This is a genomic window from Falsiroseomonas sp., assembly GCF_051859025.1.
Taxonomy (GTDB): Bacteria; Pseudomonadota; Alphaproteobacteria; order Acetobacterales; family Acetobacteraceae; genus Falsiroseomonas.
Genome location: NZ_JBHYGL010000023.1, coordinates 223,745 through 242,538, shown reverse-complemented (window position 1 = coordinate 242,538; position 18,794 = coordinate 223,745). Strand labels below are relative to the sequence as shown.

Annotated in this window: 18 protein-coding genes; 14 read left to right on the top strand and 4 right to left on the bottom strand. The window is 67.1% G+C overall.

Features of this window, described 5'->3' with window-relative positions:
• The first annotated feature begins 5 nt into the window (after positions 1–5).
• The 12 genes from ACTIE5_RS19305 (at position 6) to ACTIE5_RS19250 (ending at position 12,079) form a co-directional block, all read left to right on the top strand.
• Positions 6–866, top strand: a complete 861-nt coding sequence (locus ACTIE5_RS19305) for a 6-bladed beta-propeller (RefSeq protein ID WP_439551343.1) — start codon at positions 6–8, stop codon at positions 864–866.
• A 6-nt stretch (positions 867–872) separates the two neighbouring features.
• Positions 873–2,333 (top strand): dihydropyrimidinase, encoded by a 1,461-nt coding sequence (gene hydA, locus ACTIE5_RS19300; protein ID WP_439551342.1) that lies wholly within the window; start codon positions 873–875, stop codon positions 2,331–2,333.
• Positions 2,334–2,411: 78 nt separating this feature from the next.
• The gene (locus ACTIE5_RS19295) at positions 2,412–2,975 is read left to right on the top strand and encodes a GbsR/MarR family transcriptional regulator (RefSeq protein ID WP_439551341.1); all 564 of its coding nucleotides are present in this window, start codon (positions 2,412–2,414) and stop codon (positions 2,973–2,975) included.
• A gap of 3 nt (positions 2,976–2,978) precedes the next feature.
• Positions 2,979–4,334, top strand: coding sequence for a cytochrome ubiquinol oxidase subunit I (locus tag ACTIE5_RS19290; protein ID WP_439551340.1), 1,356 nt, complete (start codon positions 2,979–2,981; stop codon positions 4,332–4,334).
• Complete coding sequence (locus ACTIE5_RS19285) at positions 4,331–5,344, top strand: cytochrome d ubiquinol oxidase subunit II (protein WP_439551339.1); 1,014 nt, start codon at positions 4,331–4,333, stop codon at positions 5,342–5,344. The genes ACTIE5_RS19290 and ACTIE5_RS19285 overlap by 4 nt, the downstream gene beginning before the upstream one ends.
• A gap of 62 nt (positions 5,345–5,406) precedes the next feature.
• Complete coding sequence (locus ACTIE5_RS19280; RefSeq protein ID WP_439551338.1) at positions 5,407–6,558, top strand: Gfo/Idh/MocA family protein; 1,152 nt, start codon at positions 5,407–5,409, stop codon at positions 6,556–6,558.
• Positions 6,559–6,612: 54 nt separating this feature from the next.
• Positions 6,613–7,491, top strand: coding sequence for an amidohydrolase family protein (locus ACTIE5_RS19275; protein WP_439551337.1), 879 nt, complete (start codon positions 6,613–6,615; stop codon positions 7,489–7,491).
• The gene (locus ACTIE5_RS19270; RefSeq protein WP_439551336.1) at positions 7,488–8,273 is read left to right on the top strand and encodes an ABC transporter permease; all 786 of its coding nucleotides are present in this window, start codon (positions 7,488–7,490) and stop codon (positions 8,271–8,273) included. The genes ACTIE5_RS19275 and ACTIE5_RS19270 overlap by 4 nt, the downstream gene beginning before the upstream one ends.
• Before the next feature lie 17 nt (positions 8,274–8,290).
• On the top strand, positions 8,291–9,331 hold the full coding sequence (locus ACTIE5_RS19265; protein WP_439551335.1) for an ABC transporter substrate-binding protein: 1,041 nt from the start codon (positions 8,291–8,293) through the stop codon (positions 9,329–9,331).
• Between the two features lie 2 nt (positions 9,332–9,333).
• Positions 9,334–10,170: an ABC transporter ATP-binding protein gene (locus ACTIE5_RS19260; RefSeq protein ID WP_439551334.1), complete on the top strand. Its 837-nt coding sequence runs from the start codon at positions 9,334–9,336 to the stop codon at positions 10,168–10,170.
• On the top strand, positions 10,167–10,835 hold the full coding sequence (locus tag ACTIE5_RS19255; RefSeq protein ID WP_439551333.1) for a cysteine hydrolase family protein: 669 nt from the start codon (positions 10,167–10,169) through the stop codon (positions 10,833–10,835). Before ACTIE5_RS19260 ends, ACTIE5_RS19255 begins: the two co-directional genes overlap by 4 nt.
• Entirely contained in the window at positions 10,835–12,079 is a 1,245-nt protein-coding gene (locus tag ACTIE5_RS19250; protein WP_439551332.1) for an amidohydrolase family protein, read from the top strand. The genes ACTIE5_RS19255 and ACTIE5_RS19250 overlap by 1 nt, the downstream gene beginning before the upstream one ends.
• Here the strand turns inward: ACTIE5_RS19250 and ACTIE5_RS19245 are convergent, their stop codons facing one another.
• Positions 12,080–13,060 (bottom strand): Bug family tripartite tricarboxylate transporter substrate binding protein, encoded by a 981-nt coding sequence (locus ACTIE5_RS19245; RefSeq protein ID WP_439551331.1) that lies wholly within the window; start codon positions 13,058–13,060, stop codon positions 12,080–12,082.
• 121 nt (positions 13,061–13,181) lie between these two features.
• On the opposite strand from ACTIE5_RS19245, the gene ACTIE5_RS19240 reads away from it, so the two are divergent.
• On the top strand, positions 13,182–14,522 hold the full coding sequence (locus tag ACTIE5_RS19240; RefSeq protein ID WP_439551330.1) for an LLM class flavin-dependent oxidoreductase: 1,341 nt from the start codon (positions 13,182–13,184) through the stop codon (positions 14,520–14,522).
• Positions 14,523–14,582: 60 nt separating this feature from the next.
• Here ACTIE5_RS19240 and ACTIE5_RS19235 read toward each other — a convergent pair whose 3' ends face one another.
• From ACTIE5_RS19235 to ACTIE5_RS19225, 3 genes are all read right to left on the bottom strand, one after another.
• Positions 14,583–15,341 (bottom strand): DUF3750 domain-containing protein, encoded by a 759-nt coding sequence (locus tag ACTIE5_RS19235; RefSeq protein ID WP_439551329.1) that lies wholly within the window; start codon positions 15,339–15,341, stop codon positions 14,583–14,585.
• A 22-nt stretch (positions 15,342–15,363) separates the two neighbouring features.
• Positions 15,364–15,870 carry a DNA starvation/stationary phase protection protein Dps gene (gene dps, locus ACTIE5_RS19230; RefSeq protein ID WP_439551328.1) on the bottom strand — a complete coding sequence of 169 codons (507 nt, stop codon included), beginning with the start codon at positions 15,868–15,870 and terminating at the stop codon, positions 15,364–15,366.
• A 63-nt stretch (positions 15,871–15,933) separates the two neighbouring features.
• Complete coding sequence (locus tag ACTIE5_RS19225) at positions 15,934–17,544, bottom strand: MFS transporter (RefSeq protein WP_439551327.1); 1,611 nt, start codon at positions 17,542–17,544, stop codon at positions 15,934–15,936.
• A gap of 606 nt (positions 17,545–18,150) precedes the next feature.
• On the opposite strand from ACTIE5_RS19225, the gene ACTIE5_RS19220 reads away from it, so the two are divergent.
• Complete coding sequence (locus tag ACTIE5_RS19220) at positions 18,151–18,789, top strand: calcium-binding protein (protein WP_439551326.1); 639 nt, start codon at positions 18,151–18,153, stop codon at positions 18,787–18,789.
• The last annotated feature ends 5 nt before the right edge of the window (positions 18,790–18,794 follow it).

The following is an 18,794-nucleotide window of genomic DNA, read 5'->3' as shown; positions in this document are numbered from 1 at the left end:
GCGTGATGCGCGAGGAGAAGCTGATCGTCGGGTTGGGCGACGATCTGTACGAGGTGGAGCGCCCCTGGGCGCTGGAGGGCGCGGCCTTCAAGGGCGGGCGCATCACCGATGTCGCGGTGGATGCGGATGACAATGCGCATGTGCTGGTGCGCTACGATCGCTACAGCGATCCCGCCGGCCTGCCGGTGATCGTGGTGGTGGCGCCGGACGGGTCCGTGCTGCGCAGCCTTGAACTGCCCGGCGTGACGGATGGGCACGGCATCACCATCGGGCCCGCGGGCGAGGTGCTAGTCGCGGATCGGGACCGGCATGAGATCCAGGTGCTGGATGCCGCCGGCGATCTGGTGCTGCGGCTGGGGGAGCGGAACCGGCCCGGGCGGCCCTTCAGCCATCCCGCCAATGCCGCGGCGCATCCGAATGGCGACATCTATGTGGCCGATGGCTACGGCAATTCCGTGGTGCATCGCTTCTCCGCCGGCGGCACGCTATTGAAGACATGGGGCACGCCGGGCGCGGGCGCGGGAGAATTCACCACGCCGCATGATCTGGCCTTCGGGAAGCAGGGGGAGGTGATCGTCTGCGACCGGGAGAACAACCGCATCCAGTTCTTCGATCCCGATGGCGCCTTCATCCGGGAAGCGACGGACCTGTTCCACCCCATGGGCATCGTGGTCGAACCGGATGGGTGCATTCTGGTGAGCGACCAGATCCCGCGCCTCACGCGGCTATCGCCGGAGGGAAAGCTGATCGGCCGATGCAGGCCGGTGCTGAATGCGGGGCACGGGCTGGCGCAGGACAGCAAGGGCAACATCCTGCTGGCCGAAATCCGGGACAACCGCGTGACGCGCCTGGCGCGGAAGGGCTGAGCGACCATGCATGACCTCGTCATCCGCAACGGCATCATCGTCACCGCCAGCGACGTTTTCCGGGCGGAAATTGGCATCGAGGGCGGCGTGATCGCGGCCCTCGGCCATGGATTGCAGGGGCGGGAGAGCCTGGACGCTGGCGGGAAGTTCGTGATCCCGGGCGGCATCGACAGCCACTGCCACGCGGAACAGCGGATGAGCGGCGGCGTGGTGAATGCCGACGATCTGTTCACCGCGACGCGCAGCGCGGCCTGCGGGGGCACCACGACCATCATCGCCTTCGCGTTGCAACCCCGGGACGGGACACTCGCGGATATCGTGCCCGCCTACACAGAACGGGCGACGCGCTGCGCGGTGGATTACGCGTTTCATCTGTGGGTGACGAACCCGACAGAAGCGGTGCTGCACGACGAATTGCCGGCGCTGATCGCGGCGGGGCATCGATCCGTGAAAGTCTTCATGACGGGGAAGACAAACTGGCTGGATGACCTGGCGCTGCTGCGCGTCATGGAAGTGGCGCGGGAGCATGGCGCGCTGGTGACGGTCCACGCCGAGAACTGGGGCATCCACCAGTACCTCGGCGAGAAGCTGGCCGCGGGTGGGTTCAAGCACCCCAAATACCAGGCCGTGCTGAAGCCCGCGATCGGGGAGCGGGAGGCGGTGCATCGCATCGCGTCGCTGGCGGAACTGATCGATACGCCGATCCAAATCTTCCATGTCAGCGCGCCGGAAGCGGCGGCAGAGATTGAGGTGGCGCAACGTCGCGGTGTGCGGGTTCATGCGGAGACCTGCACGCAATACCTCGCGCTCTCGGCCGCTGATCTGAACCGGCCGGGATTCGAGGCGGCGAAGTATGTGTTCGGCCCGGCGCCGCGCGGCAGCGCCGAACGCGGGTCGCTGTGGGACTATCTGAAGCGCGGGGTGATCGATGTCGTCACCTCCGACCACGCGCCAGTGAATTTCGATGCGGTCGACGGGAAGAAGCGCTGGGGGACGGAGCCCAACGTCGACCAGATCCCGAACGGGATTCCAGGCGTCGAGACGCGACTTTCGATCCTGTGGTCGGAAGGCGTCGCCAAGGGGCGCATCACGCCGAGCGAGTTCGTCGCGCTGTCCTCCACCAATGCCGCCAGGGCCTTCGGGCTGTATCCGCGCAAGGGCACCGTCGCCATCGGCGCCGATGCCGATCTGGTGGTGTGGGATGGGGACAGGACGGCGCCAGTGACGAATGCCGGGCTGCACCACGCCGTGGACTACACACCCTATGAGGGCATGGTGCTGACGGGCTGGGCGGAGACGACGCTGCTGCGCGGCCAGGTGGTGCATGACCGCGGCCAATACCTCGGCCATGAGGGCCAGGGGCGGTGGCTGAAGCGGGAGCCCTATGAATGGCTGAAGCCCGCCGGGCACTTCCCCTCCGGCTACGATCCCTTCCGCCAAGTGGTGATGCACCCCGACCTGCAATAGCCGAGGGCGGGCGCCAGGGAAGCTTGACATTTCCGGCATGATTCGCCATTTCAGAAATTCCTGAAATGACGGTCAGCCATGAAGCTTCCTCCGCTCGTCCAGTCCTTCGTGCTCCATTTCGGCGAAATGGGCAGTCGCTGGGGCATCAACCGAACGGTGGGGCAGATATACGCCCTGCTCTACGTGTCCCCGTCCCCCATGAATGCGGAACAGATCGTGGAGGCGCTGGGGGTCTCCCGGTCCAACGTATCGATGGGCCTGAAGGAATTGCAGGCATGGAACCTGGTGCTGCTGAAGCACATCCCGGATGACCGGCGCGACTACTTCACAACCCCCGACGATGTCTGGCTGATCCTCCGCACCCTCGCGGAGGAGCGGAAGAAACGGGAGGTGGACCCGACGCTCTCCGTTCTGCGCGAATTGCTGATGCAGACGCCCGGCAGTGAGGATGAGCGCCACGCCCAGGCCCGTATGGCGGAAATGCACGGGCTGATCGAGCGCCTGACCAATTGGTACGAGGACGTGAAGCGGTTGGAAACCGAACGTCTGGCAGCCTTGCTGGCGCTGGGCGCCAAGGTGACACGGCTGCTGGAGGCGAAGGACAAGGTCGTCGGCCTGGTGCGGCCGCGCAAGGGAGGTTGAGCCATGGATCCCATCCTGCTGGCGCGCATCCAGTTCGCCGCCAATATCTCGTTCCACATCCTGTTCCCGACCATCACCATCGCGTTGGGCTGGGTGCTGCTGTTCTTCAAGCTGCGCTTCAACGCCACGCGCAATGAAGCGTGGATGGATGCCTACCGCTTCTGGGTGAAGGTCTTCGCACTGTCCTTCGCGTTGGGCGTCGTGTCCGGCATCACCATGTCCTTCCAGTTCGGCACGAACTGGCCGGGCTTCATGGAGCGCGTCGGCAACATCGCCGGGCCGCTGTTGGCCTATGAAGTGCTGACGGCTTTCTTCCTGGAAGCGACGTTCCTGGCGATCATGCTCTTCGGCTTCCGGCGCGTGCCGGGCTGGGTGCATACGGGCGCCACCTTCCTGGTCGCCTTCGGCACGACGATGAGCGCCTTCTGGATCATCGTCCTCAATTCCTGGATGCACACGCCGCAGGGGCATGAGATGCGCGATGGCGTCGCCCATGCCGTGGACTGGGCGGCGATCGTGTTCAACCCCTCCATGCCCTATCGCCTGACGCATATGCTGATGGCGAGCGCGCTGACGGTCGCCTTCCTGCTGGCGGGCATCTCCGCCTGGCGCTGGCTGAAGGGGGATCGCGCGCCGGCGGTGATGGCGGCGCTGCGTACCGGCGTGGTGATGGGCGCGGTGCTCGCACCGGTGCAGGCCTTCGTGGGAGACCTGCACGGGCTGAACACGCTGGAACACCAGCCGGCCAAGGTTGCGGCGATGGAGGGCAATTGGGAAACGCGCGGGCATGTGCCGCTGATCCTTTTCGCCATCCCGGACGAGGCCAACCGCACGAACCGCTTCGAGATCGCGATCCCCTCCGGCGCCAGCCTGATCCTGAAGCACGACCCCGCGGGCGTGGTACCGGGCCTCAATGACTTCGAAGGCAAGCACCCGCCAGTGGCGCCGGTCTTCTACGCCTTCCGGGTCATGGTCGGGATGGGGCTGCTGATGATCGCCATGGGCTGGGCGGGCGCCTGGTACCTGTGGAAGCGAGGCACGCTGCCGGTACTGCTGATGCGCGGTTTCGCCGTGATGGCCTTCGGCGGCTGGGTGGCGACGCTGGCGGGATGGTATGTGACGGAGATTGGCCGCCAGCCCTGGCTGGTGACGGGCGTGCTGACCACCGCGCAGGCCGCGGGGCCGGTGCCGGCCATGGCCATCGCCTCGACCCTCGTCACCTACCTCGTGCTCTATGTGCTGCTGCTCGGCGCCTACATCACCACGATCTACCGCCTGGCGAAGAAGGGCCGCATGGCGGAGGCGACCGACTCTTCGATGATGAAGCCCGGCAGCGCGCCGGGGGAGATGGTGGCATGACCCCCTTCCTTCCCGCGGAATGGCTGCCAGTGATCTTTGCGGGCCTCATGGCCGTGTCGATCCTGGCCTATGTCGTGCTGGATGGCTTCGACCTCGGCGTGGGCATCCTGCTGGAGACGCGGGCTGCGGAGCCCGACCGGGACCGCATGATCGCGGCCATCGGCCCCTTCTGGGATGCGAACGAGACCTGGCTGGTGCTGGGGGTAGGGCTTCTGCTGGTGGCCTTCCCCGTGGCACATGGCATCATCCTGACGGCGCTTTACCTACCCGTTGCGGTGATGCTGGTGGCGCTGACCCTGCGTGGTGTGGCCTTCGAATTCCGTGCCAAGGCCACGGACGAACACGGCAAGCGGCGCTGGGACCGTTGGTTCTTCGTAGGATCGCTGGGTGCCGCGCTGGCGCAGGGCTGGATGCTGGGGCGCTATGTGCTGGGCTTCGCTGAGGGCTGGGCGGCGACCGGCTTTGCGGCCATGACGGCGATCGGCTTGGCGATCGCCTACGCCTTCATCGGCGCCTGCTGGATGATCTGGCGCTGCGAGGGCGAGTTGCAGCGGCACGCCATCCTCTGGGCCCGTCGCGCGATCTGGCCTCTGGGCATCGGCATCCTGCTGGTCTCTGCGGTGACGCCGCTGGTGAGCGAACGGATCGCGACACGGTGGTTCGAGATGCCGGTGGTGTTCCTGCTGGCGCTGCTGCCGGCAGCGACAGCGGCGTTGCTGGTGGGGCTGGCGCAGCTGCTGCGACACATGCCTCTGCCGAATGACGTGCTGCGTCGGCTGCCCTTCTGGGGCGCGGTCGGGCTGTTCCTGCTGTTCTTCGCAGGGCTGGCCTGGTCCTTCTTCCCCTATGTGGTGCCGGAACGCCTGACGATCTGGGATGCGGCGAGCGCGCCGGAGAGCCTGTCCATCATCCTGGCCGGCGCGGCCTTCGTGCTGCCGGTGATCCTGGCATACACCGTCTTCGCCTGGCGCATCTTCGGCGGCAAGGCGCAGGCTCTCAGCTACGACTGAGCCTGCTTTGACAGGACGCGCCGGCCGTTCCTACCGTGTCCCCCATCAACGGGGGACACGGCATGGCCACGCGCAGCATCCGCATCATCATGGACGGCGTCACAGGACGGCTGGGGACGAACCAGCATCTCGGCCGATCGCTGATGGCGATGCGGCGCGATGGCGGGCTGGCGCTGGCTGACGGCTCTCGCCTGATGCCGGAACCGGTGCTGCTCGGCCGGAATGCGGAAAAGCTGGCTGCGCTGGCCGCCGCGAATGGCGGGCTGGAATGGAGCACGGATCGCGACGCCTGCCTGGCCGATCCCGCCAATGCGATCTACTTCGATGTCAGCGCGACCGGCGGGCGGCACCAGCGCGCATTGGCCGCGATCGGCGCCGGCAAGCATGTGTATCTGGAGAAGCCTGTCACCTCCACGGTCGAGGAGGCGCTGGAGATCGCGAGCGCGGCGGATGCCGCCGGCGTCAGGCACGGCGTGGTGCAGGACAAGATCTACCTGCCCGGCTTCATGAAGCTGAAGAGTGTGATGGAGACGGGGGTGCTGGGGCGCGTGCTGTCGGCGCGGCTCGACTTCGGGTGGTGGATCTTCGACGGCGCGTTGCATCCCGCGCAGCGGTCGAGCTGGAACTACAGGCGTGCGGAGGGCGGGGGACTCGTCCTCGATATGTTTCCGCACTGGCGCTACATCGTGGAAAGCCTGCTCGGCCCTGTGCGCAGCGTGTCCTGCCGCATCGCGACGCGCATCCCCGAACGACGGGATGAGAAGGGGCGCCCCTACACGGTGGATGTGGAGGACGAGGCCTTCGCCACCTTCGAACTGGATGGCGGCGTGCTGGTGCAGGTCAGCGCATCCTGGGCCACACGCGTGAAGGGGGAGGACATGCTGACCGTGAAGGTGGACGGGACCATGGGATCCGCCACCTGTTCGCTGCACCGCGCGCATGTTCAGCCGCTGGCGGCAACACCGAAGCCTCGCTGGGACGTGGATGCGCTGGTGGACAACCGGCACGCCGAGCACTGGCAGGAAGTGCCGGACATGGGGCCCTACGCGAACAGTTACCGCCGTGGATGGGAGATGTTCCTGCGCCATGTCGCGGAGGATGCCCCCTTCCCTTCCCCGCTGATCGCCGGCGCGAAGGGGCTGCAATTGATCGACGCCTGCTATCGCAGCGATCGCGAAAGGCGCTGGATCGATTTGCCGGAATTGAGTGCGTGATGCTGCATTGACGGTGGGGGTGGGCGGCTTACGATCCCCTCCAACGGAGGCACAATGAAGCTGGGCGCGCTGATCGACCACCACGGCCACCTGGCGCCGCGCGATGCGCTGGCGGAGGCGATGGGCCGCCACTTCATGCCGTTCCCGAAGGAACCTCCACCGCTGCTCTTCGATGTGGACGGCAACCATGCGCAGATGGAGGCGCAGGGGATCGTCAGCCGCATCGTCTCCGTGCCGCCGATCCTCTATTTGTATGAACTGCCGGCGGAGGAGCAGGCGCGGCGCATCGCGGCGATGAACGACTGGCTGGCGGAGACCGTGGCCGGCATGCGGATGACGGCGATGATGGTGCTGCCGCTGGGCGATACGGCGGCGACGCTGGCGGAGATCACGCGCAGTCGCACCGTGCACGGCACGGCGGATTTCGCGATCGGCGCGCATGTCCATGGCATGGACCTGGACAAGGCGGTGCATGGGGAGGTCTGGGCGGCGCTGGCGGAAGGCGCGGGGCTGGTGATGATCCATCCCTGGCAGGTGCGGGATGGCGGGCGGCTGAATGACCTCAAGCTCGGCAATCCGCTGGGCAATCCCTTCGAGACGACGGTGGCCGCGGCGCGGTTGATCGAGGCCGGGACGCTGATGAAACATCCCGCGCTGCGCGTGATGCTGGCGCATGGCGGGGGAACGGTTCCTTTCATCCTCGGGCGCATGGAGCGGGCGTGGGAAGCGGCGGCGCATGGGCGGGCGCCGGAGCGGCCTTCGCTGGCGGCGAAGCGCTTCCTGTATGACACGGTGCTGTTCGAGGCGGCGCCGCTGCGTTTCCTGGCGGAGATGGTGGGCAGCGACCGCATCATCTTCGGCACGGACAGCCCCTTCGACATGAGCCTTCAGGACCCGGCGAAGCTCCTGGCCGAGGCGGGGCTCGCGGCATGAGTGCGCTGCGGCGCTGGGCGGCGGGCCAGGGTGCCGCGGTGCTGACGCTGATGGCGCTGCTGGTTCTGTGGGAAGCGGCGGTGGTCGGGCTCGACATCCAGCGCTTCCTGCTGCCGGCGCCGAGCGACGTGGTGGCGGAGTTCATCAAGGACTACCGGATGATCTTCGGCCATGCCGTGCAGACTGTGTGGGGTATCCTGGCGGGCTACATCGCGGCGGTGATCTTTGCCCTGGCGGCGAGCATGGCGATGATCCGGTGGCCGCTGGTGGAGCGGATGGTCATGCCGATCTTCGTCGCAAGCCAATCCGTGCCGAAGATCGCGATCGCACCGCTGATCCTGCTGTGGATCGGGGCGGGGGCTGGATCCAAGATCCTTGTCGTCGCCTCCATCGCCTTCTTCCCGGTGGTCATCAATACCATGGCGGGCTTCAAGCAGGTGGATCAGGGGCTGATGGACGTGTTCCGCAGCGTGGACGCGACCAGCCGCCAGACCTTCCTGCGGCTACGGCTGCCCTATGCCGTGCCCTACATCTTCGCGGGGCTGCGGATCGCGACGACGCTCGCGGTGCTGGGCGCCATCGTGGCTGAATGGTTGGCGGCGACGGACGGCATCGGCTACCTGGTCCTTTCCGGCAGCTTCAACTTTAACACGGCGCGCAGCTTCGCCGCCATCATCCTGCTGGCCGTCATCGGCATGAGCTTCTTCGGCGCCATGGGCGCGGTCGAACGGGCACTGTCCTGGCGCCGCCCCGCTGAGGAAGCGACTCGCGTCCAGGCTTGAACATGGGAGAGAACACGATGAGCGGTATCGGACGACGCAGCTTCGTGGCCCTCGGCGCATTGGCAGGGCCCATTCCGATCGGCCTGCGGCCCGCGCGCGCGCAAGGGCGCCTGCAGGATGCGATCCTGCGGCTGAACTTCACGCCCTGGGGCATGCATGCGCAGTACTACGCGGGCCTCAAGCAGAACATCTATCGGAGCGAGGGCATCAACCTCGAAATCCGGCCCGCCGCGGCGGGGCAGCAGAACGAGGTGTTCATCGCCGCTGGGCGGGAGCAGTTCCTGGTCGCGAATGCGGATGGCTACATCAAGTCCCGCGCCGCGAACCTGCCTGTGATCGCGGTGATGGCGGACCAGCCGGACAATCCATTCTCCGTCTTCTCGCTGAAGACCAGCAACATCACCAAGCCTGCGGACATGCGGGGCAAGAAGATCACCTGGTTCCAGAGCCAGGTGCGCGGGCTGCTGGACCCGCTGCTGGCCTCCGGCGGGCTGACGCGCAATGACATCACCTTCCTGACCGTGAGCCGGGGCGCGGAGGTGCAGATCGTGGCAGCCGGCCAGGCGGAATGCGGCTTCGGCTTCAGCTACGGACAGCCGCTGACGCTGGAGGATCGGGGCTTCCCCTGCAACGTGATGGCGCTGAAGGATTTCGGCGTGAAGTTCGCCGGCACGCAGATCGTGGCGAATGAGCGGGAGGCCCAGCGCGGCGACCTGACGGAGCGCTTCGTCCGCGCGACGATGAAGTCGTTGATCTGGACGCGGGACAACATGGATACCGCGATGAACTACGTCATCGAGGTCGCACCCGACCGCAACCATGCGCTTGAGGTGCGCAAGCTGCGCATCATCTACGACCTCTATCGCAGCCCCGATTTCGGCCAGCGCTTCGGGCGCTTCGATGAAAGCAAGTGGGAAAGCTCCATCAACTACCTGATGGAGGGCGGCGACCTGCAGAGGCGGCCAACGGCGCGGGAGCTCTACACGAATGATTTCGTGGATCGCATCCCGGAAGCACTGCGCCTTTCGGCGCTGGTGCATGGCAGGGCGGCCAGCTGAGCGTGAGCGATGTGACCAGCCCGCGAGGCTTCGCGGGCGCGCCGGGCACCGAGGGCGCGGCGCCCTTCATCACGGTGGAGGGCGTGCAGGTCGTCTACGGCGCCGGCGGCACGGAATCGGTGCAGGCGCTGAGCGACATCCACCTGGCGGTGCCGGAGGGCGCCTTCGTATCGCTGGTCGGTCCTTCCGGCTGCGGAAAGTCGACGCTTCTGAAGGCGGTGGGGGATCTCCTGGCGCCGACCTCGGGCAGCATCACCATCGCCGGCACACCGGCGGCGGAACTGCGCCGGCAGGGGCGGATCGGGACCGTGTTCCAGGCGCCGAACCTCATGCCCTGGCTGCGGATCGAGGATAACGTCCGGCTACTGTACCGCATCGTGGCGGAGAAGGCGCCAAGGCCGGGCCTGGTGGAGCCGGACGTCCCTGCCCTGCTGAAACTGGTGGGGCTGGATGGTTTCGGGGCCAAGCGGCCGGGCCAGCTTTCGGGGGGCATGCAGTCCCGCGCGGCGCTGGCGCGGGCGCTGGCGCTGGACCCGACGGTGCTGCTGATGGATGAGCCCTTCGCGGCGCTGGACGAGATCACGCGCGACCGCATGGGGATCGAGCTGATGCGCATCCATGCGCAATTCCGCAAGACGGTGCTGTTCGTCACCCATTCGCTGGCGGAAGCGGCCTTCCTGTCCGATGCCATCGTGCTGATGACGCCGCGGCCGGGGCGCATCGCGCGGATCATCCCGGTGCCGCTGTCGCGGCCGCGGGTGCCGGAGATGCGGCTGAGTGACGAGTTTGCCGCGCTGGTCGCGGAGTTGAACCGGGATCTGTATCGGATGATGGCATGACGCATCCCGTGTTGACGCCGGAGGTGATGGCGCGGGCAGCGCTGCTGCTGGTGGACATGAATCGCAGCCACCTGGACCATGAAATGGGGCACCTGCTGGTCGCGAAGCCGGATGCGGATCGCATCATCGAAGCGGCGGTGCAGGTGCGGGAAGCCTGGGCGGCAGCTAAGCGGCCGGTCATCTTCGTGCGCACGCATCACCGCTGGAACAGCGACACGGGCGAGGTGATCGACAATCGCAACCCCTTCTGGATGGCGCAGCACCGCGCGCCCATCCCGGGCCTGGCGAAGCCGCGCAAGACGCTGGCGGTGGAGGGTGCCGTCGTGACGGAGGTGGTGCCCCAACTGGCGCCCCGGCCTGGCGAGCACACGGTGTTCAAGCACCGCTACAGCCCCTTCCACAACACGGACCTTGAACTGCTGCTGAAGAACCTCGGTACGGAGACGCTGGTGATCGGCGGCGTCAACACCAACAACTGTGTACTGTGCACCTGCTTCGAGGCCTTCAACCGTGACTTCCGTGTGGTGCTGATGCCCGATATCTGTGCCAGCATGAACGGGGCGGACTACCACGACGCCTCGGTCAAGCTGATCGAGGCGGCGCTCGGGTGGCTGGTGCCCTCCGCCGACGTCATCGCCGCCTGTGGCGCGCAAGGAACGCCTTGATGGATTTCGACCTGCTGCTGCGGAATGCCCGCCTGCCGGGTACGGCGAAGAATGCGCCTTCTGTCGACATCGGCGTCGTCGGCGGGCGCATCGCCGCCATCGCGCAGGCGTTGACGGGGACCGCCAGGGACAGCGCGGATGCGGGCGGCAGACTGGTCTGCGCGGGGTTCGTGGAGACGCATATCCATCTGGATAAATCCTGCATCCTCGACCGCTGCCGCTGCGAGACCAGGCGCTTTCCGCATGAAGCCATGCAGATGGTGTCCGAGGTGAAGCACAGCTTCAGCGTGGAGGATGTGACGAGCCGCGCGAGCGGTACGCTGGAGAAGTGTATCAGCCACGGCACCACGCGCATGCGCACGCATGTGGAGGTCGACCCCAAGGTCGGCATCCGGGGTTTCCAGGGCGTGAAGGCGCTGGTGGACGCCTATGCCTGGGCGATGGACATCGAGATCTGCGTGATGCCGCAGGAGGGGATGCTCAACAATCCCGGCACCGAGGAACTGATGATCGAGGCGCTGAAGACCGGCGCACGTGTGATCGGCGCGGCACCGAATTTCGACAGTGACCGCAAGGGACAGATAAGGCGCGTCTTCGAGATCGCCCGGGATTTCGATGTCGATATCGACATGCATCTCGACAGTGGGCACGTGCCGGACGACCTGGATACTGAACTCGTCTGCGAATTGACGGACAAGTATGGATGGGGGGGGCGCGTTGCGGTCGGTCACATGACGAAGCTCGCGCACCTGACCCTGCCGGCCTTCGATGGCGTCGCGAAGCGGATGGCGGATTCGGGTGTGGCGCTGACCGTGCTGCCGGCCACGGATCTCTATCTGATGGCGCGCGCCTTTGACCATGCCGTGCCGCGCGGCGTGGTGGATGCCACCAGGCTGGTGGCGCAGGGCGTCACCTGTTCCCTGGCCTCCAACAACATCCTCAATCCCTTCACGCCATTCGGGGATGGGCAGTTGCTGCGGCAGGCGAACATGTTCGCGAATGTGGTGCAGCAGGGCGCGGATCGCGAAGTAGCGGCGGCCTGGGGGATGATCACGGATGGCGCGGCGAAGCTGATCCGCAACGGCGACTATGGTGTCGCGATCGGGAACCCCGCGGACCTCGTCGTCGTCGACGCGGTTGATGAGATTGCGGCCCTTCGCCAGCTATCGGCGACGCTGATGGGCTTCAAGCGCGGGCGGCGGACCTTCACCCGCCAGCCCGTCGAGTTGCACAGGCCGCACTGATCAACCCGCGGCGGCGCCGGAAACCTCCACCGCGCGCCGCCACTTCAGCAATTCCTGCCGATGGATCGTCGCGGCTTCCTCCGGCGTCGTTCCCGTGACCGTCGCGCCGAGTTCCGCGAGGCGCGCGCGGATGCCGGGCTTGGCGAGGGAGGTGCGCGTTTCCGCCGACAGCTTCTCGATGATTGCGGGCGGCGTACCGGCGGGGGCGAAGAACATCACCCAGGCACCGGCATCGAAACCGGGGACAGTTTCCGCGACGGCCGGCACATCCGGCAACAGATGCGAGCGCGTGGCACCTGTGACGGCGATGGCGCGGACCTTGTTCTCGGCCAGGAAGGGCGGGAGCGTCAGGATACCCTCCACGCACATCTGCACATCGTTGGACAGGATAGCCTGCACGGTGACAAGGCCCCCGCGATAGGGAATGTGCGTTGCCTCCAGCCCCGTGGCGGCGCGGAGCATCTCCATCGCCAGGTGGTTCGTCGCGCCCACGCCGGAGGAGGCGTAGTTGAGGCGGCCCGGGTTCGCCTTCGAGTAGGCGACCAACTCGGTCAGCGTGCGCGCGGGCAGGTTCGGCGACACCACCAGCACCTGCGGGAAGGTGACGAGATGCGTCACCGCCGCGAAATCGCGCGACACGTCGAAGGTGAGGTTCGGCATCATGGCCGGGTTGATCGCCATGTTGCCAGGGGAGCCGACGAGGAAGGTGTCTCCATCCGGCCGTGCGCGGGCCGCGGCTTCCGTGCCGATGCTGCCGCCAGCGCCGGTGCGGCTTTCCACGATGAAGGGCTGACCGAGACGCTCCGCAAGGTCCTGCGCGATCAGGCGGGCCACGACATCGACGGCGGAGCCTGGCGTGAAGGGGAAGATGAAGCGCACGGGGCCGCGGGGCCAGGCGGGTTGCGCGGTGGCAGTGCCGGCGATGCCAAGCGCGGCAGCAAGGCTTGCCAGGCCGCGACGGCCCAGGGTGATGCTGGTCATGTGACGTTTCCTCCTGTTGCCGGCAGCGTGGATCACTTCACGCAGTCGCGGCAAGGGGCCTTCCGTGCAGCGCGATATGGCGGGAGACTGCGGCGCCTTATCGCCGGGACATGCGCCTTCCATGCCGCCTCGTCAGCTCAAGCTCGCTGCCTTCTTCAACCCACCGGGATCGCATGTCGCGGGGTGGCGGATGCCGGATGCGGTGCCGACGGATCTGGAGTTCGAGGAGTACCTGGACGTGGTCCGGGAGGCCGAGCGCGGTCTGATGGACATGGTGTTCTTCCAGGACAGCGCCGCGGTGCCGCCGGCCATCACGCTGGCGGGGAAGGACACGGAAGCGGCGGCTGGCGCGGCGCGCACGGTGCGGATCGAGCCGATGACGCTGCTGGCAGCACTCGCGGTGACGACCACGCATATCGGGTTGGTGGCGACGGGCACGACCTCCTACAACGAGCCCTACCATATCGCGCGCCGCTTCGCGTCCATCGACCATCTCAGCAAGGGGCGCGCGGGGTGGAACCTGGTGACGTCGCAGAACGAGGATGAAGCGCAGAATTTCGGGCGGGATGCGCATCTCGACCACGCGCTGCGGTACGAACGGGCGGCGGAGTTCCATGATGTGGTGGTGGGGCTCTGGGAAGGCTGGGATCATGACGCCTTCATCCGGGACAAGGAGAGCGGTCGGTATTTCGACCCCGCGAAGCTGCGCATCTTGAACCATGTGGGCAAGCATTTCCGGGTGCGCGGGCCGTTGAACGTCGCGCGGTCCCCGCAAGGCAGGCCGATCATCGCGCAGGCGGGGTCATCGGAGCCGGGGAAGGAACTGGCGGCGCGGACGGCGGATGTGACCTTCACGGCGCAGACATCGCTGAAGGAAGCGCAGGCCTTCCGCGCCGATGTGCGGGAACGCGCGATGCGCCACGGCCGGTCGCCGGACGACATCAAGATCATGCCCGGCCTCAACTATGTCCTCGCGGAGACGGAGAGCGAGGCGCGGGCAATGTATGAGCACCTCCTGTCGATGATGACGGATGAGGTGGTACTGCCATCGATCATGCGGCTGTCAGGCGGCCTCGATTTGCGCAATTTCCCGCTGGACGGGCCGCTGCCGGAACTGCCTCAGAGCAATGCGGCGCATGCGCGGCAGAAGATGCTGGTGGAGTTGGCGCGACGGGAGAACCTGTCCATCCGGCAACTGGCGCGGCGCTACGCGACATCGAACGGGCACCAGGTCTTCGTGGGCACGCCAAGGGGCCTGGCCGATCTGATGGAGGAGTGGCTGCAGGCAGGCGCGGCGGACGGGTTCGTGATGCTGTCGCCCTACTACCCCACGCCGATGCGGAATTTCGTCCGCTGGGTAGTGCCGGAACTGCAACGGCGCGGGATCTACAGGACGGCCTATGAGGGCAGGACCTTGCGGGAGAATCTGGGGCTGGTCAGTCCTGCGCCGCCGCTTCGGTAAGGATGCCCCCGTGTCACGCGGCGTTCTTCAGGCCGTGCGGGATGGCGCAGCCGCCGGCTGCTACCGCCCCGTGACCGGGGCGACGGGCATGCCCGTGCCGAGGCGTCCCAGGCCAGGCAGCTTCAGGGCGGGCCTGAGGAAATCGATGCCGGCGACGGCGCCGAGGATGTTGATCTCGATGCCTTCTACCAGGCCGATCGTCAGGCCTAGATAGCCGCCAAGGGTGGCGCGGAAGCCGGTGGCGGTCAGGCGCAGCCAGCGTCCGTCATGCGGGAAATCCTTGCCGATGGCGGTGGGCGGCAAGGTGGCTCGGACATCTGGCACCGCATCCATGATCGCTGCGACGAAGGTGTTGGAGTTGGGGCCCGGCCAAGCGCGATAGTCACCGCGGGCGCGGTGGGGATAGGCCTCGATCGCCGCCTGCATGCGGGGGATCAGGGCCTCGGCGGCTGGGCCATCGGCGGCGAAGACCACTTCGGGCAGCCGGCCGAACCAGCGGCCATCCGGTTCGAAGCCGTTTACGCGAATGGGGTCGCCCCAGGCGGTGTAGTCGTAGCGGATGTAGCGGCTGGCGCCGGCGGGCTTGATGACGATCCAGCAGTGGCTGGCAAAGATCCCGCGCCAGCGGACCGTGGGCGCGGCCAGGATGCGCACCACCGCCGCATCGGGGTCCGGCGGCGGCAGCAGGCCGGCGCTGGACCGGTCCGCTGCCCACCAGCCATCGCCGATACCGTTGCGCAGGTGCAGCATCCCGGCGACGCCGAGCGGCAGCAGCCAGAACAGCAGGAACAGCAACAGCGCGACGCGCAATGGGGACATCAGGCGCCGCGCTGGCGGTTGTTCAGCCTTCGCCGGTCGGCGTGGCGGTTGCTTCCATCATCCACACCGCCTTGTCGATGTTGCGGGACACGGCGGTCAAGAGATCAGCCGTATCGGCGTCCCCGGCCTCATCCGCCTGGTCGATCCCCTCCCGCACACCCTTGGCGACGGCGCTGTAGCGGTCGAGCAGCGCATTCAGGTGGTCCATGCCGGCCTTGATGTCGGCGGGATAGGGCGCAAGCCGCGTGCCGCTGGCGACGGACTGGCTCGTGCCCATGGCCGTGCCACCAAGCTGCACCAGGCGCTCCGCGACCTCATCAATGTCCTTTTCCAGCGTGCCGTAGAATTCCTCGAACATGATGTGCAGCGCGTGGAAATGCGGGCCCTTCACGTTCCAATGGGCGTGGCGAGTGGTGTTGTAGAGGTCGATGCTGTCGGTAAGGCAGGCGGACAGGACGCTGATGGAGGTCTGCTTCGCATTGTCCTGCAGGTCATTGCGGTTCGCGACCTTGGTGGCGGTCTTCGGCATGGGGTTGTCTCCGCTGTTGTTCCAGCGGGCCCAACGTCGATCGGCGACGGTCGTTGCATGTCATCATGACGGCGGGACGGGCGGGACGTTGAGGTAGCGGGCGGCCTCCGGCGGCACCGGGCCGCGGTGAAGGGCGGCGGCGGCGGCGAGAATGGCGAGGTCCGATTCCGTCATCCGCCCGGCCTCCCTCAGGTGTTCCGTCCAGCTTTCCACCAGCCAGAACTCCACCCAGCGCTCGGGATGCGCAACATCCTCGAACAACCGCCACCCGAGGGCACCGCTGCGCAGCCGGACCTGGCGGCATTCCGCCATGATGGCGAGGAATGTCCCGCGATCGGCGGGGTCGATCTGGTAGCGCACCACCTCCAGCACCCGGCTGCTGTCATCGGCCAGGATGGAGGCCAAGGCGGGCGCGGCGGGTTCCGGCGCCGGGATGGCGGGGGGCGGGCTGCTGTCCCGCGGCGGGGCGGCGGGGGGTTCGATGGAGAAGCGGTGCACGGCGACGCCGCTGATGGCGCAGAGCGCGCCAGAGAGGGCGAGCGCCCAGCCGATGCCCAACACCTCGCCTCCCCAGCCGCTGAGGGCCGAGCCGAAGGTGAGGCCGCCGAAGGTGGCGAACTGATAGATGCCGATGGCCCGCGCGCGCACCCAACCCGGGACGGAAAGCTGGGCGGAGGCCTGGAGGGTGGAGGCGCCGGTGATCCAGGCGACGCCATACAGGAACATGGCCAGCAGGCCGACAAACCAGTGATGCGCCTGGCCAAGCAGGACCAGCGCCATGCCCCCCAGAATGGCGGCACCGGTGACGGTACCATTGCGGTCGAGTCGCGATCGGAGCGAAGGCAGAAGGAAGCCGGCGCCGACGGCGCCCACGCCCATCGAGGTCAGCATGAGCCCCAGCCATTCGGGGCCAAGGCCCAGCTGCTGGCGGACCAACAGCGGCAGCAGGCCCCAAACCGCGGCGGCGAAGAGGAAGAACATGAAGCCGCGCAGGATGGTCGCGCGCAGGACCGGGCTGTTCCGGGTGAAGCCGATGCCGGCGCGCATCGCGGAGAGGAAATGCTCCTTCGGCAGGCCGGCGCGCGGCGCTTCCCGCTTCCAGAACAGCAACGCGACGATGACAACCATGAAGGACAGGGCGTTAAGGGCGAAAGTCGCCTCCGGCCCCGCGGATGCCACGGTGAAGCCGCCGATGGCGGGGCCGATGGCGCGGGTGATGTTGAAGCCGATTCCATTGAGGACGATGGCGCTGGCGAGGTCCTGGCGCGGCACGACCTCCGGCGTGGTGGCGGACCAGGCGGGGGAATTCATGGCGGTGCCGGCGCCGATGGCGAAGGTGAGCGCGACGAGGCCCCAGGGCCCGAGCATTCCCTGCCAGGCGAGCAGAGCCAGGACGGTGCCTGCTGCCGCGATCCAGGCCTGGGCGGCGATCAGGTAATGCCGGCGGTCCACGATGTCGGCCAAGGCGCCGGCGGGCAAAGCGAGGAGGAAGACCGGCAGCAGGCTCGCCACCTGCACCATGCTGACCATGAGGGGTGATGGTGCGAGGGAGGTCATCATCCACCCTGCCCCGGTGTTCTGCATCCACATCCCGGTGTTGCTGCACAGATTGGCCAGCCAGAGCAGCCGGAAGGCCGGATGGCGGAGGGGCAGAAGGGCGGCGGGGAGTTGCATCGGCGGCAGGGTGGCAGCAGCGGCCGCGCCGCGGGAAGCGCAAAGCAGCGCGAGGTGACGTAACCCTCGGGTCTCGGGCCTCGGCCATTCCAGACTGCCGGTCCTGCCAGCAGTGGAGGCGCGCTCCATGCTGGCGGTGGCGGCGCTGGATGTCGGCTAGGCGCTGCGTGGTGCTCGCAGCCGCTCGTTGAGCGCAGCCGCCGGTGAACGCCGGATACCGCCGTGACCGCTGGCGAGGCGATGCCTGGCGGCACGACATCGGTCGGTCGGGATGTGAGGCCACGGCGACGGTCCGGAACAATAAAAAAGAACAAAATATTTTATTTAGACGAAATCCGTGTTGCTGGTGGATGCCGCACACTCGGCAAGACACAGGTGGTACCGGACATCATTAGATTGATGACGAAAGGATTTCTCGTTACTCACATCGCCGGCTGCGGCTCGCAGGAAGCGTCTCGTGGCCCGACATATCCCGGCATGAGGGCACTACCGCGCCTTAAGGGAGCAGAAAGGTGTTGACGCGACAGATGTCCAAAATATAGGATTATCCTCGACGAAAACGACCATATTCCCCACGTCCCGCCTGCCCCCTCAAGGAGCGATGACATGACCGGCTTCGCCTCCATCCACGGCTCCGCCTGTGACGACACGATCGACACGACCTCCGCCGGGTCGCGACGTGACTACATCGAGGCGGCTGGCGGGGCGGACACCGTCAACTCGGGCGGGGGGAACGACACGATCCATGCGGGCTCCGGGCGCGACCTGGTCTATGCCGGCTCCGGCAATGACGAGGCCTTTGGCGATGCCGGCCGGGATACGATCTATGGCGGGTCGGGCCACGACCTGATCCAGGGCGGCAGCGACAATGACGCGCTGTTCGGCGAGGCGGGACGCGACACCATCCTGGGTGGCCAGGGCGAGGACTACATGGTGGGCGGCGCCGGGAATGACGTGCTGACGGGCGACGGTCCTGGCTTCGCCGCGCGGGAAGACACATTCTACTACGACAGCAATTTCGGCGACGACATCATCACCGATTTCGACCTCGCCCGCGACGTGCTGGAGATCAAGGGTGGCATCAACGCCACCGGCGTCGCCGATCCCGCGGACCTGGCCCCGCTTGTCACCGAGATCCAGGGCAATGCCGTGATCGCCTTCTCCAACGGGGACAGCATCACGCTTCAGGGCATCACCAAGGACGACCTGCTGGCGGACCTCGACCACGTGATCCGGATCGTCTGACGTCC